The following is a 14,006-nucleotide window of genomic DNA, read 5'->3' as shown; positions in this document are numbered from 1 at the left end:
CTACACCTCCAGCTCTATAAAATTCTTCAGTATCTTAAGTCCAACCTCTGAGCTCTTCTCAGGATGGAACTGACATGCAAATACATTGCCGTGCTCTACAGATGCATGAATCTGTGTTGAATAGAATGTGGACGCTGCCACATCCTCAGGATCATTTGCCTTCAGATAATATGAATGAACAAAATAAACATATGGATTCCCAGGAAGCCCCTTAAAAAGTCTTGCCTTTGGATTTATCTCAAGGTTGTTCCATCCAATCTGTGGTATCTTAAGTCCCGGTGCATCCGGTATGCGGAGTATCTCACCGTCAAGAATTCCAAGTCCTGTTGCCTCCGGCGACTCCTCGCTGGTCTTGAACAAAAGCTGAAGTCCAAGACATATTCCAAGAAACGGCTTGCCTGCATCCACAACATCATAGATGACATTCTCAAGGCCGTACTCCCTGATCTTTCCCATAGCGTCCCCAAAGCTTCCAACTCCAGGTAAGACAACCTTGTCACTCGCCATGATCACATCTCTGTCCCTTGTGATGACAGCCTCCTCGCCGAGATACTGGACTGCCTTCTCAACACTCTTTATGTTACCTGCATCGTAATCCAAAATTGAAATCATCTGTCTCTGTCCTTTCAAAAGTTTTTTCTAGAACCTCAGCTTGCTTCCCTTGCCGCCGCGCTTGCCCGGCTTAACTCTGGTAAAGATTATCTCGTTATCTCCAACCTTGAAGGTATCCTTTGTGCTTCCCACAAATACCGACTCAAGGACATCGTCACCCTCTAAGTTGATGAGCTTGACTCCCGCTGCGCCCTTGCCCTTCTCAGGAATCTCCGCTGCGTCAACTCTTATGTAATAGCCCTTCTCTGACTGTGCGATTATGAAGTCGCCCTCGGAGATTTTGCCGATATATATGATATCATCACCAACTTTTGAAGCATTTGCAGCACGCCTTGTGGTGTCAAATGCGGAGCCGTCAACAACCTTGGCAAGACCCTGCTTACTGACGAACAGCAGCTTGTCAGTCACAAAATGCTCTATGCAGTCCATGAACAGGATATTCTCGTCACCATTCATGTTGCAGAACTCGAACACCTGGATTCCCTTGTCGGCAAGACGTCCTATGAGGCTTCCGCCACCCTTCTTGCTGGTGTTCTTCTTCGCCTGAAGCTTAATGATGTCTGCAACCTTGATCGTATACACCTGATTATTGTCAGCAAATACCGCTATCCTGTCAAGATTCTGACACTTAACAGCAAATCTGTAATCCTTCGTGATCTGGTCGATGTTCTTCTCGTATACATTTGCATCTACAACCTTGATGTAATAGAATCTGTCGAGAAGTACAGCCACATCTGTAGCCACGACCTCAGCCTTCTTCACAACAACAGTTCCATAGTTATGAATCTGAGTCCTTCTAGGTATGGCATACTTTGCCTTGATCTCAAGCATGTCATCTATCATCTGCTGCTTCATGGCATCCCTGGACTCCATAAGCCTTGTGTACTTCTTGATGAGCTTCTCAGCGTCTGCCAGCTCTTTCTTTAAGGCATTGATCTCCAGACCAATGAGCTTCTGAAGTCTCATGGCAAGTATCGCATCCGCCTGCTTCTCTGTGAAGCACAGGAACTTTGCGTCCGCCTCTGAGCCCTTGAATCTGAACTTGATATTCGATGTATCGCCGTGCATGAGACACGCCTTTGCATCTGCAACCTTTGTACTTCCGCGGAGTATCTCTATGATCAGGTCTATGCAGTCAACCGCTGTGAGAAGTCCCATCTTGATCTCCCTGATCTCCTCCTGCTGTGCCAGAAGCTTTCTATACTTCGTGTCATACAGACCGTACTTGAAATCTGTGTATACCTTCAGTATCTTCTTGAGTCCCATGACCTCCGGCTTGCCGTTGTTGATGCAGTTGATATTCACGCCAAATGTATCCTCAAGGGCTGCCTTCTTATATAATATATTGATGATGTTCTGTATCTCCTCGTCAGAAGTTCCCTTCTTCACATCTATACACAGGCATTCACCGTTCTTGTCTCCTCTGTCCGCGATATCCACGACCGCTGGAAGCTCTCTGTTTCTGACAAGCTCTGCGACAGTATCAAGGAACTTGGCAGTGCCTCCGATCATTGTATATGGAAGCTCTGTGACACAGATACTCTTTCTTCCGTATCCGATATCCCTGACCTCTACCTTACCGCGCACCTTGATCTTGCCAAGTCCTGTGGCATACACATTATACAACTCCTCAGGTGTTGCATTGATGATTCCACCTGTGGCAAAATCTGGTCCCGGCATGAGCGCAAGCAGATCCTCAAGCTGTATCTCAGGATCATTCAGATATGCAACTGTGGCATCTATGACCTCACCGAGATTGTGTGTAGGAATATTTGTCGCCATACCTACTGCTATACCGGTTGAACCGCTCACCAGGATATTTGGCACCTGGAAAGGCAGGAAAGTCGGCTCTGTCTCCGTTCCGTCAAAGTTTGGTATGAACTGATCCTTGAAGAACGGAAGATCCTTCATGCACACATCCTCTGTGTACTTAGATATACGCGCCTCAGTGTATCGCATGGCAGCCGCACCGGAACCGTCCACCGCGCCAAAGTTGCCGTGTGGGTCAACAAGTGGTATCGGCAGTTTCCAGTTCTGTGCCATATTTACAAGTCCTTCATATATGGAACTATCTCCGTGTGGATGATATTTACCCATTGTATCTCCGACTATTCTCGCACATTTTCTGTGTGGCTTGTCGGAGCCTGCAAGGCCATCCAGCGAGTAAAGTATTCTTCTCTGAACCGGCTTTAATCCATCCCTTACATCCGGGAGAGCTCTCTCTGTTATAACCGACATGGAATAGTCCACATAGGACTGCCCCATCTCGCTCTCATAATCTACATTTAATATCTTTTCCGACATGATCTATCCCTTTCATCATACAACTGTGAAAACACACTGCTAAGTATTCTCCAATATAACTTTTATATATCCAGCACCGCGTCCGCACTATGCGATTCTATGTACTCTCTTCTAGGCGCAACCTCAGTTCCCATGAGCGTCTGTGTGAGCTGATTTGCCTCAACACGGCTGTTCACTGATACCTGCTTTAAAAGTCTCGTCTCAGGATTCATGGTTGTCTCATAGAGCTGGTCCGCGTCCATCTCACCGAGACCTTTGTATCTCTGTATCGTAAACTTGCTTGTGTGCGTCTTTCTATACTTTGCAAGCTCATCATCTGAGTACAGATATTTGATGTTCTTGCCCTCGCCAACCCTGTAGAGAGGTGGGATCGCTATGTATATATGTCCCTCGCTTATAAGGTCGGGATAGAATCTGTAGAAGAATGTCAGCAGAAGGGTCGCTATATGCGCACCATCCACATCGGCATCCGTCATGATGATTATCTTGTCATAGTTCAGCTTGCTTATGTCAAAATCATTGCCGTAGCCCTGCATGAAGCCACAGCCAAATGCATTGATGAGTGCTTTGATCTCGGCATTCTCAAGCACCTTTGCAACAGGCTTCTTCTCCACGTTGAGTATCTTACCTCTAAGTGGAAGTATTGCCTGATACTTTCTGTTTCTCGCGGTCTTGGCTGAGCCTCCCGCCGAATCTCCCTCGACTATGAATATCTCGCATTTAGACGAATCTGAGGACTCCTGCTTTGCAAGCTTGCCATTTCCCTCAAATGAAAACTTGTTTATATTGATCTTGGACTTCTCAAGCGCCTTTCTCTTGGAGAGAGCCACCGCCCTGTCCACTATATCCTTCAGCACATCATAATTTCTGTCAAAATAAACTGTGAGCTGTTCCTTCACGATATCGTCGACGGCCTTTGACACGTCCGTGTTGGAAAGCTTTGTCTTAGTCTGTCCCTCGAACTGAGGATCCGGATGCTTCACGGATATGATAGCCTGCATGCCAGATCTTATATCTGCACCTGTCAGATTGGAATCCTTCTCTTTCAGAGTTCCAAGCTCATTTCTCGCATAATTATTGATAAGCTTGGCAAATGCTGACTTGAATCCTGTCACATGGGTTCCACCTTCAGGATTCGTGATATTGTTGGTAAATCCTATGATATTCTCCTCGCCGTCCTCCGTCATCAGAAATACTATATCTGCGGCGATTCCGTCCTTCTCCCCCGATATGGCGACAACCGGTGATGTATGTGTGAGTCCCTGGGATATATCCTCAACAAATGCTGCAAGTCCCCCTGGCTGATGGAACACTATAGGCTCCTCGCCATCCCTCTTGTTCTGGAATGTGATCGTAAGATTCGGATTCAGATATGCTGTCTCTTTAATCCTCTGCTTGATTGCGTCCGCCTTGAACTTTACTGTCTCAAATATTGTATCATCAGGATAGAGTGTTACCGTCGTACCTGTTCTCTTTTCCTTGAGTTTTGTCTTTGGAAGCATACCATCAACAAGTTCAGTTGTCGGTATTCCCTTCTCGTATGTATCGTGATAGAGGTAGCCATCCCTGGCAACATCTACTATAAGCTTGTTAGACAGTGCATTTACAACTGCAGAACCTACTCCGTGAAGTCCGCCGCTTATCTTGTAGGTGGAGCTGTTAAACTTGCCACCTGCATGCAACACTGTGTATACAACACGCTCCGCAGGAATTCCCTCCTGCTCATGTATATCGACAGGAACGCCTCGTCCATCGTCAGACACGGTTGCCGAGCCATCCTCGTTGATGCTCACCCATATATTGTTGCAATACCCCGCCAGATGCTCATCCACCGAGTTGTCTATAAGCTCCTGTATGAGGTGGTTCAATCCGCTTCGCCCTGTGTTGCCGATGTACATTCCCGGTCTCAGTCTTACCGGCTCAAGTCCCTTTAACACCTCAATGTTTTTTGCACTATATGACATAATCTTCTCCCATTTTATAAATATATTTACAGATGCCAGAATCCAACAGAAAAAGGAAACCCTTAGAATTATAGCCTAAAAGTTTCCTCCTTGCAAAGTATTTATTGTTCTGACGTGTTATCTGCGCTATTCTCCGGTATCATTTCCGGTTCGCCATCATCCTGCTGTATGATATCAAGGTCGAAGTAGAATACCACTCCATTCTCCACATTGTAAACACCATAGTTCTTGTTGTGAGCCGCCATGGACGCCGCAACTATAGAAAGTCCAATACCGCTTCCACCATACTCTCTCGTCCTCGCCTTGTCCACCTTGTAGAACTTAATGAATACCTTATCAAGCTCATCGTCAGGAATGTTCGGTCCCTCATCATATACAAATACTCTCAAGTTGCCTGTGACGAGTCCATCCTCAGTCCTTCTCGGCTGATCATAGTCCTTATTCGCCGTCCACACTCTGACCTTGCCTCCATCGTTGCAGTAATGAAGTGCATTTGTAAAATAATTGGTGAATACCTGCTCTATCATGAACTCATCTGCATATACGTTGCACACATCATTCAGCTCATCCGCCAGCTCAACTTCCGCATGGTTCTGCTCCACCAGAATGGATGATGAATCCACTACATTCTTTATGAGTGCATCTATGTCAAATACCACAGGATGAACCCTGTCCACTCCAAATTCAAGCTCATTCAGATCAAGTAACTGTCTGACAAGCTTATTCATCTTGCCAGCTTCGTCCAGAATGACATCACAGTAAAACTCCTTGCTCTCATCATCCTCTATAACATTGTCCTTAAGGCCCTCGGCGTATCCCTGTATGAGAGCTATAGGAGTCTTGAGTTCATGGGACACATGGGACAGGAACTCCTTCCTCATCTCATCTATCTGTACCTTCTCATCAATATCCGTCTGCAGCTTAGCATTTGCCTGTTGAAGCTCTGTCAGCGTGTTCCTCAGCTGATATGACATCTCGTTCATACTGTCCGCCAGCTCACCAATCTCATCGTTGGATGCGTGATCCACCTTCACATCGAGATCAAGCTGTGCCATACGATTGGCAACCAACGCAAGATTCTTTATCGGCTTTGCAACCGCATTGCTGATAAAATAGATCACGGCAAATCCAAGTATCGCAACAACCGAGAATACAAAAAAGAAAAACTTTAGTGATATAATTATCGTTGAGTCTACGCTGGAGATTGGTTTTCTGATTACAACCACAAAACCATTGTCAAGAAATCCTACCACATCATAATAGCTGTTTCCGGTATTTTTATCATTTGTGATCTGTATATCATATTTATCTGTCTTTTCAATCTGCTTTCTCTTTATCTTCGGATTATCCGGATTTTTGCCACCACTGTAATTGAAGTAGTCCGCTATAAATGACAGGTTGTTATATACCGCAGCCTCCTCGTTCACCGTCGTGTACACATGCATATTCACGCTGTCGAAGATAAATATCATCGCACCTGACTGATTGATCACATCATTTGCCAGCTCTTTACTGTCTATATCCTCATCCCGGCCGAACAGTTCATTGCAGGAATTGTATGTATCCAGCAGCATCTGTTCCATGCCGTGATAGAAATACTTCTTGATAAAAAGCATGGTTATGGCACACGACATGACAACCATAAATAGTATAGTTGCCGCAAGCGATAAAGTTATCTTTGTTCTGATAGAAGTTCTCTTTGATCCGGTCATCACTCCACCTCAAATTTATAGCCCATTCCCCATATGGTCTTGATATATTCGCCCTTATCGCCCATCTTGCTTCTGAGCTTCTTGACATGAGTATCTATGGTTCTGGCATCGCCAAAGTAATCATAATTCCACACATTGTTAAGTATCTTCTCTCTCGACAGTGCCACACCTTTATTCATGATAAAATACTGCAGCAGCTCGAACTCCTTGAAGCTGAGTTCAATAGGCTTGCCATCTATAGTCACCACATGAGCCGACAGATCCATCTCAATACCTCCGGCTACAAGCTTCTCATCTGAAGCGGCATCCGTTGTTCTTCTGAGTATCGCTGCAACTCTGGCAACAAGTATCTTGGGACTGAACGGCTTCGTTATGTACTCATCTACTCCCAGATCAAAGCCCTGGAGCTCATCGCGCTCATCTGCCTTCGCGGTAAGCATGATAACCGGAACCTGTGAGAACTTTCTTATCTCCTTAAGAGTCTCCCATCCGTCCATCTTAGGCATCATGACATCAAGTATTACAAGAGATATATTCTTGTCATTCATGAATATATCCAGGGCCTGTTCACCATCTCCGGCCTCAAGAACCATATACCCCTCTCTTGTGAGGAAGTCCTTGACAAGCTTCCTCATTCTGCTCTCATCATCAACCATAAGAACCTTTATTGAATCCATATCGTACCTCCACATATAGAATAATATCCAATTTATCTCAATATAACATTGATATTTGTAAAAAATGTGAACTGAGCATATTTTTTACAGTATACCACAGCAAAAAAGCAGTGAACACACTCATGTATCCACTGCTTTTCAAAATATTCTTCTATATCTTAAATACTACTGCGCTGCCTCTGTTGTCTCAACCTCATCTGTCATGGCCTCGCTTGGATCTATAGCCTCTGTGTTGGCCTCTGTTGTGCTTCCTGCCTCACTGGTTGCAGTTGTTGCTATCTCGCCGTTCAACGTTACATTCTCCTTCTGGGCAAGTGCATATACCGCGTCATTGTATGCTGTATACTTGCTCTGGGCGTCTGAGAGAAGCTTCTGTGCCTCTGTCTGGATGTCCTTGTTCTTATCCTTAACAGCAGCCTCAACCTTCTGCATAGCCTCATACTGTGCATTCATGGCATCATAATACTGATCCTTGAGCGCCTTCACCTCGTCGGTCTTGACTTCTATAGCCTGTACGTCGTCAAGAAATGTCTTATAATTTGGAAGCAGATTGTCTGTCAAATCCTTGAGCAGAGCATCTGTATCAACAGCAGTTCCCTCAGCAAAATATGAGTTGAACTTCTTCATGATCTCCGCTTCCTCTGTATCCATCTTAGGGATATCTGTTCCAACAAACTTGATGAACTCATCCTTCACCTCTGATGCAGCCTCTGTGGTTGCCGTCGTCTCGTCTGCCTTCTTGTTTCCACATCCTGTAAATGAGAATGCCAGAACCATAGCCATCATAGTCATAAGTAATCTGCGTTTCATAATCTTTTGTCTCCTTGTTCTTCCTTGTTTTGTGTATGCCCTGCAGTCGCGTCTCCACAAGGTTATGGCAGAATTCGAATAACCTCGAATTCTGCCATCTCTTAGTATACCACCTTAAGACCACAGGTGGCAACCTGCTATTTTCTTCGTTTCTTTTTCTCCTTAGGAGGATTCTCGATCATATACTTCTCGTACATGTCCGGCCTGTGCTCCTTCGTCCTGGTGATAGACTGTTCAAGTCGCCACTCATTTATGAGCTTATGGTTGCCCGAAAGCAGTACATCCGGAACCTTCTTCCCCATGAATTCAGGAGGTCTGGTATACTGCGGATACTCAAGCAGATTGTTATAAAAAGTCTCTATCTCAGCACTGTCCTCGTTATTCAGAACCCCTGGGACAAGACGAGACACAGCATCCACGATAGCCATGGCTGGAAGTTCTCCGCCAGTCAGCACAAAATCGCCTATAGACATATAGTCATCGACTATCATCTCAAGAACCCTCTCATCTATTCCCTCGTAATGACCACACAGAAGAACTATGTCCTCCTTCTCCGAGAGCTCCTGTGCAATACCCTGATTGAAGGTTCTTCCCTGCGGAGTCATATATATGACCCATGGTTTTCTGCCAAGCTTCTCCACCAGTGCCGTGTATGCATCATACACAGGCTGCGCCTGCATGACCATGCCTGCGCCTCCCCCATATGGGTAATCATCCACATGATTGTGTTTATCCTGGGTGTAATCTCTTATATTTATAGCTTCTATATGAAGTTTTCCCGACTCTATGGCCCTTCCCGTGATACTCGTTGAAAGTCCATTCATAACCATCTCGGGGAAAAGTGTCAAAATATAAAAATTCATAATCTACTCCTGATATTTGAACTTAGGTTTAAACCTTTGCCTGTTCACGCTCTTATCTCTCTGTCTTATGAACCGAATCATCCGCCTCCACCATCTCAAATGTCCTGACCTTGACTTTCCTATTCTCAGTGTCCACATCATAAACGAAATCCGGGACAACAGGGATAAGTATCTCCCCACCATCATCCTTTTTTACGACAAATACATCATTTGCCGGAGTCTCCAACACATCATCAAGGATTCCTATGTGTTCGTCATTCTGATCATATACATCAGCGTCAAGGACATCACAAATGAAGAACTCTCCATCCATGAGAGGAACTGCATCCTCCCTGTCAACAAGTATGTCGTAGTTCTTAAAACGCTCTATATCATTTATGTTATCGTATTCTTCGAACTTAAGAATAACCATATTTTTCAAAAATTTGCAAGATGTACAATTGACCTCCAGAGTCTCTCTGCCATTTGACAGATAGCACTTCTTCAAGGTCTTGAAACGATCATTGTCATCTGTTGTCGGATATACCTTAACCTCGCCCTTTATACCATGGCTTGAGGTTATCACACCCACTCTGAGTCTGTCTTCTGTGTTATGTTCCATTCTATCTCCTATATATAACTCATATATAATATAAGGGGGAGTATAAACTCCCCCTCTTAACTCGGTAATAAAATCCTCTGTCATATGAAGATTAAGAAATACCACTTATCCTGCTTATGCAGTTCTACTTAATATCAACGACAACCTTCTTATCACCCTTTGAAGCAGCTGCCTTGACAACTGTACGGATGGATTTGGCGATTCTGCCCTGCTTGCCGATTACCTTACCCATGTCTTCTGGTGCGACAGTAAGGTCTATCTTTATTATGCCGTCTTCTTCAGTCTCGGTTACAGCTATCTGCTCAGGATGATCTACTAGGGACTTTGCAATGATTTCTACTAAATCTTTCATCTCTATACCTCCCAAATGGAACACCAGCCATGCAAAATCGACTTCGTCGATGGCTGGCGCTGCATATCAGCTTTTCATAGAAAAGCTGATACATCCGTAAAATTACTTCTCGATACCTGCCTGCTTTAATAACTTTGCAACTGACTCAGTTGGCTGTGCTCCTGTAGCTAACCACTTCTTAGCAGCCTCCTCGTCGATCTTTACTACAGATGGCTCCTGGTTAGGATCATATGTTCCGATCTCCTCGATGAATCTACCATCTCTTGGTGATCTTGAATCTGCTACGATCACTCTGTAGAAAGGATGCTTCTTATAACCCATTCTTCTTAATCTAATCTTTACTGCCATTGTTCTTGTTCCTCCTAAATATTAATTATCTTAAGCCAAAAGGCATTTTAAAACCACCGCGTCTTCTCTTTCCGCCCATCATGCCTGACATCTGCTTCATCATCTTCTTAGACTGTTCAAACTGTTTAAGGAAGCGATTCACATCTGCTATCTGGACACCGGCTCCATCTGCGATACGCTTCTTTCTGGATGGCGATATCGGATCCTGGAGTGAACGCTCTCTAGGTGTCATGGACAGAACGATTGCTTTTGGTGTTTTAGCAGCGTTCTCATCTATCTCAACATTCTTCATCTGACTTGCCATGCCAGGCATCATGGAAAGGATCTCCTGCATGCCGCCCATCTGCTCGAGCTGAGCCATCTGATCAAGAAAATCGTTGAAATCAAAACTTGCTTTGCGGAACTTCTGTTCCATCTCTTTGGCCTTCTCCTCGTCGATGGCTGACTGGGCTTTCTCTATAAGTGACTCTACATCACCCATTCCGAGGATTCGGCTCGCCATACGATCCGGGTAAAATGGCTCCAGATCGGTAAGCTTCTCTCCCATACCTGAGTACAGGATTGGCTTGCCCGTTACTGCCTTGATTGACAGTGCGGCACCGCCTCTGGTATCACCATCCAGCTTTGTGAGGATGACACCGTCTATACCTATCTTATCATTGAACGTTGTCGCTACATTTACCGCATCCTGACCTGTCATGGAATCCACAGTCAGTATGGTGTAGGCAATGTCCAGATTCTCCTTTATCTCTGCAAGCTCGTTCATCATGTCCTCATCAACATGAAGACGTCCTGCGGTGTCAAGGAACACCAGATTGATATTGTTCTTGGCTGCATGCTGTACAGCCGCCTTCGCAATATCCAGTGGCTTGTTGTTGTCTCCCATGGCAAACACAGGAACTCCAACCTTCTCACCATTCACCTGCAGCTGCTTGATAGCCGCCGGTCTGTATACATCACATGCCACAAGAAGTGGCTTCTTGCCTTTGTTCTTGAACTGATACGCAAGCTTTGCCGCCGTTGTGGTCTTACCTGCTCCCTGAAGTCCACACATCATGATGATCGTGATCTCATTGGATGGTCTGAGCTTGATCTCTGTCATCTCAGAGCCCATGAGCTTATCCATCTCTTCCTTAACGATCTTGATGACCATGTGTCCAGGATTCAGACCCTTGAGAACTTCCTCTCCTACAGCTCTGTCACTCACCGACTTGACAAATGACTTTACGACCTTGAAGTTGACATCCGCCTCGAGAAGTGCTCTCTTGACTTCCTTCATAGCCTCCTTGACATCATCCTCAGTAAGTACGCCCTTGCTTCTCAGCTTCTTAAAAACGTTCTGCAGTTTATCTGATAAACTGTCAAATGCCATAGACATTCTCCCTTCTGATATTATCTATCATCAGAAATCTTCGAGTATCTTATCTGAATAATTCACTATATCTTCAATTCTGCCCGCAAGCCGTTCATCCGAGTTCATCGCCTTGAGCTCATCCGCACATTCCTTGATCTTCTGAACCTGTTCCTGTGCCTTCATGAACTTATGTACCAGCATAAGCTTCTCCTCATACTCCTCGAGGATCTTGTCACAGCGCCTTACCATATCATATACGCCCTGTCTGCTTATGTTGTTGAGTCTCGCTATCTCTGAGTAAGACATGTCATTGTTCACGACATCCTCGTACACGCTCTTCTGATGCTCTGTGAGCAGCTCGCCATAAAAATCATATAACATAGACTGTCTGACTATCTTCTCCATAACAAACTCTCCGTAACGCACTTGCATGTAAAGTGTTTTTGCTTTACCATGGGCTATTCTAATACAGGTGGGATGGGTTGTCAAGTGTTTTTTCTTGACAACCTCACTAAAATTCTAAACTATCTGCATTAAGTAAAAAATATTTCATTCCCATAATCACAAATCCTTCATCATTTCTATACGGCTTTTTCGTTCCATTTACTATAACAATCTTCTTAAATGAATCTGGAATATTCCTAAATGAATTAAATTCCTGTGTCTGTTTTTCTTCAGAAACCATATCATAGGCTACTTGAATATAATATCTCTGACTACCCTGATTCACTACAAAATCAACCTCAAACTGCTTGCGAATAGTTTTTCCATAATCATTCCTTGCATACACATCTACGATACCAACATCCACATTGTAGCCTCTAATAAGCAGTTCGTTATAAACTATGTTCTCCATAATATGAGTAGGTTCCTGCTGTCTGAAATTTAACCTGGCATTTCTAAGTCCCACATCTGAAAAATAATATTTTAAGTTAGCACCCACATATTTTCTTCCCTTAATATCATACCGTTCCGCTTTAGAAATCAAAAAGGCCTCCGCCAAATAATCAATATGATTAGATATAGTCTTATTGCTATAATTGATACCCCGTTCACTTTTAAAAGTATTTGATATTTTAGTTGGATTGGTTGGTGCGCCTATGGCAGAAGCAAGAATATCGACTAAAGTTCCAATTTCATCAACATTTTTAATGTTATTCCTCTCTACAACATCCCTGATATAGACATTGGTAAAAATATTTTTTAGATATTCTGCCTTTTGGCGTTCCACAGAAAATTGTGCTACCTGTGGCAAACCACCATATGTCATATACTCTTCCCAGGCTTCGTCATAATCTCCATCATACGCACTATAGAACTCAGCGAAAGATAATGGATAAATTCTTATCTCATCACCTCTGCCTCTAAATTCAGTTACAATATCACTGGATAAAAATCTCGAATTACTACCGGTCACATATACATCAATATTGCTAATTCTGAGCAAACTATTCAGTACTTCCTCAAATCGCGGCATAAACTGTACTTCATCCAAAATCAAATAATACCTCTGATCATCTTTCATTGCATCCTTAATGTATTGATAACACTTTTTCGGATCCCTCAGTTCTTCGTTTTCGATACCATCTAATGCAATCGCAATAATGTGTTCATTATCTACACCATTCTCTAATAAATAGTTCTTAAATAATACAAATAATAGGAATGACTTTCCACATCTCCTGATTCCTGTGATAATCTTTATCATTCCATTATCTTTTCTTATCTTCAACTGTTCAAGGTAAGCATCTCTCTTGATTTCCATTGTTACACTCCTTGTTTTTGTGTATGGACACATTTTTTAGTAATATTATTTTACTATCCCGTGTCTACTTAATCAATACCAACTACTATTTTATGTGTATTTTCACGTTTTTATGTAGCAGTCAACAATAAAAATATAAAAAATATCTACCCTATACAGATTCAGTTTTTTATTATCTATTTATATCCGCCTCTCTACTATCAAATAATTATCCAATTTGTATACATCTGATAAAACAGCAAATGGCTATGCGATTAACGCATAGCCATTTACGTATTATGTTGTTTCCCAAGTAGCGAAACAACTCTGTTATCATCCCCACTTAAGGCAGACACTCCTTTGTTTAATAATATACTCAACACTATTTTATGTCAATATCGATGAAAATTTTATTTTAATATACCTTCCTAACCTTCTCCACGCCATAAAGCTCTTTGAAGTATTCCAGATCGTCATCCGACTTTATCACCATCACACCCACAAAGCTGCCGTCCTGTCTGTTCTTAAAACCTGCGACCTGCTCGCCGGTGCAGATAGAACACCTGATGACAGCCTCATGCATGTTCTCATCATATGGGAACCTGTTATCTGCATCACCACGTCCAATTTTAAGCCTTGTTATTATATTCCTGATTCCCATTATG

General features: G+C 43.5%; 14 protein-coding genes. All 14 read right to left on the bottom strand.

The genetic code is table 11. The features are described 5' to 3' along the window. A complete protein-coding gene (gene hisH / locus DXB91_RS08495; RefSeq protein ID WP_118017516.1) occupies nt 1-612 on the bottom strand; it encodes an imidazole glycerol phosphate synthase subunit HisH in 612 nt (203 codons plus the stop codon). A 27-nt stretch (nt 613-639) separates the two neighbouring features. After that, a complete protein-coding gene (locus DXB91_RS08490) occupies nt 640-2,916 on the bottom strand; it encodes a DNA gyrase/topoisomerase IV subunit A (RefSeq protein ID WP_117549035.1) in 2,277 nt (758 codons plus the stop codon). A 62-nt stretch (nt 2,917-2,978) separates the two neighbouring features. After that, nucleotides 2,979-4,880: a DNA gyrase/topoisomerase IV subunit B gene (locus DXB91_RS08485; protein ID WP_118017514.1), complete on the bottom strand. Its 1,902-nt coding sequence runs from the start codon at nt 4,878-4,880 to the stop codon at nt 2,979-2,981. 101 nt (nt 4,881-4,981) lie between these two features. Further along, complete coding sequence (locus DXB91_RS08480; protein ID WP_117874255.1) at nt 4,982-6,592, bottom strand: sensor histidine kinase; 1,611 nt, start codon at nt 6,590-6,592, stop codon at nt 4,982-4,984. After that, complete coding sequence (locus DXB91_RS08475) at nt 6,592-7,269, bottom strand: response regulator transcription factor (RefSeq protein ID WP_117874256.1); 678 nt, start codon at nt 7,267-7,269, stop codon at nt 6,592-6,594. Before DXB91_RS08475 ends, DXB91_RS08480 begins: the two co-directional genes overlap by 1 nt. Before the next feature lie 165 nt (nt 7,270-7,434). Further along, on the bottom strand, nt 7,435-8,079 hold the full coding sequence (locus DXB91_RS08470; protein WP_022216568.1) for a hypothetical protein: 645 nt from the start codon (nt 8,077-8,079) through the stop codon (nt 7,435-7,437). A gap of 137 nt (nt 8,080-8,216) precedes the next feature. Next, nucleotides 8,217-8,942, bottom strand: a complete 726-nt coding sequence (gene trmD, locus DXB91_RS08465) for a tRNA (guanosine(37)-N1)-methyltransferase TrmD (protein WP_015534852.1) — start codon at nt 8,940-8,942, stop codon at nt 8,217-8,219. 52 nt (nt 8,943-8,994) lie between these two features. Beyond that, nucleotides 8,995-9,543 carry a ribosome maturation factor RimM gene (gene rimM / locus DXB91_RS08460; protein WP_118017512.1) on the bottom strand — a complete coding sequence of 183 codons (549 nt, stop codon included), beginning with the start codon at nt 9,541-9,543 and terminating at the stop codon, nt 8,995-8,997. 124 nt (nt 9,544-9,667) lie between these two features. Further along, the gene (locus DXB91_RS08455; RefSeq protein ID WP_004851223.1) at nt 9,668-9,895 is read right to left on the bottom strand and encodes a KH domain-containing protein; all 228 of its coding nucleotides are present in this window, start codon (nt 9,893-9,895) and stop codon (nt 9,668-9,670) included. A 102-nt stretch (nt 9,896-9,997) separates the two neighbouring features. Next, entirely contained in the window at nt 9,998-10,243 is a 246-nt protein-coding gene (rpsP, locus tag DXB91_RS08450) for a 30S ribosomal protein S16 (RefSeq protein ID WP_004851225.1), read from the bottom strand. Between the two features lie 25 nt (nt 10,244-10,268). Next, a complete protein-coding gene (gene ffh, locus DXB91_RS08445; protein ID WP_015534850.1) occupies nt 10,269-11,615 on the bottom strand; it encodes a signal recognition particle protein in 1,347 nt (448 codons plus the stop codon). A 30-nt stretch (nt 11,616-11,645) separates the two neighbouring features. Continuing rightward, nucleotides 11,646-12,002: a YlxM family DNA-binding protein gene (ylxM, locus tag DXB91_RS08440; RefSeq protein ID WP_022059475.1), complete on the bottom strand. Its 357-nt coding sequence runs from the start codon at nt 12,000-12,002 to the stop codon at nt 11,646-11,648. 106 nt (nt 12,003-12,108) lie between these two features. Continuing rightward, nucleotides 12,109-13,362, bottom strand: a complete 1,254-nt coding sequence (locus tag DXB91_RS08435; protein ID WP_118017510.1) for an ATP-binding protein — start codon at nt 13,360-13,362, stop codon at nt 12,109-12,111. A gap of 394 nt (nt 13,363-13,756) precedes the next feature. Further along, complete coding sequence (locus DXB91_RS08430; protein WP_330416363.1) at nt 13,757-14,002, bottom strand: hypothetical protein; 246 nt, start codon at nt 14,000-14,002, stop codon at nt 13,757-13,759. Nucleotides 14,003-14,006: the final 4 nt, after the last annotated feature.

This window comes from Coprococcus sp. OM06-34AC, assembly GCF_003462545.1.
Classification (GTDB): Bacteria; Bacillota; Clostridia; order Lachnospirales; family Lachnospiraceae; genus Coprococcus; species Coprococcus aceti.
The sequence above is the reverse complement of the archived record's forward strand: the minus strand, read 5'-3'. Positions and strand labels throughout refer to the sequence as shown.

Coding starts and splice junctions, on each gene's coding strand:
- hisH (WP_118017516.1), bottom strand. CDS start 612: ATGATTTCAATTTTGGATTACGATGCAGGTAACATAAAGAGTGTTGAG.
- DXB91_RS08490 (WP_117549035.1), bottom strand. CDS start 2,916: ATGTCGGAAAAGATATTAAATGTAGATTATGAGAGCGAGATGGGGCAG.
- DXB91_RS08485 (WP_118017514.1), bottom strand. CDS start 4,880: ATGTCATATAGTGCAAAAAACATTGAGGTGTTAAAGGGACTTGAGCCG.
- DXB91_RS08480 (WP_117874255.1), bottom strand. CDS start 6,592: ATGACCGGATCAAAGAGAACTTCTATCAGAACAAAGATAACTTTATCG.
- DXB91_RS08475 (WP_117874256.1), bottom strand. CDS start 7,269: ATGGATTCAATAAAGGTTCTTATGGTTGATGATGAGAGCAGAATGAGG.
- DXB91_RS08470 (WP_022216568.1), bottom strand. CDS start 8,079: ATGAAACGCAGATTACTTATGACTATGATGGCTATGGTTCTGGCATTC.
- trmD (WP_015534852.1), bottom strand. CDS start 8,942: ATGAATTTTTATATTTTGACACTTTTCCCCGAGATGGTTATGAATGGA.
- rimM (WP_118017512.1), bottom strand. CDS start 9,543: ATGGAACATAACACAGAAGACAGACTCAGAGTGGGTGTGATAACCTCA.
- DXB91_RS08455 (WP_004851223.1), bottom strand. CDS start 9,895: ATGAAAGATTTAGTAGAAATCATTGCAAAGTCCCTAGTAGATCATCCT.
- rpsP (WP_004851225.1), bottom strand. CDS start 10,243: ATGGCAGTAAAGATTAGATTAAGAAGAATGGGTTATAAGAAGCATCCT.
- ffh (WP_015534850.1), bottom strand. CDS start 11,615: ATGGCATTTGACAGTTTATCAGATAAACTGCAGAACGTTTTTAAGAAG.
- ylxM (WP_022059475.1), bottom strand. CDS start 12,002: ATGGAGAAGATAGTCAGACAGTCTATGTTATATGATTTTTATGGCGAG.
- DXB91_RS08435 (WP_118017510.1), bottom strand. CDS start 13,362: ATGGAAATCAAGAGAGATGCTTACCTTGAACAGTTGAAGATAAGAAAA.
- DXB91_RS08430 (WP_330416363.1), bottom strand. CDS start 14,002: ATGGGAATCAGGAATATAATAACAAGGCTTAAAATTGGACGTGGTGAT.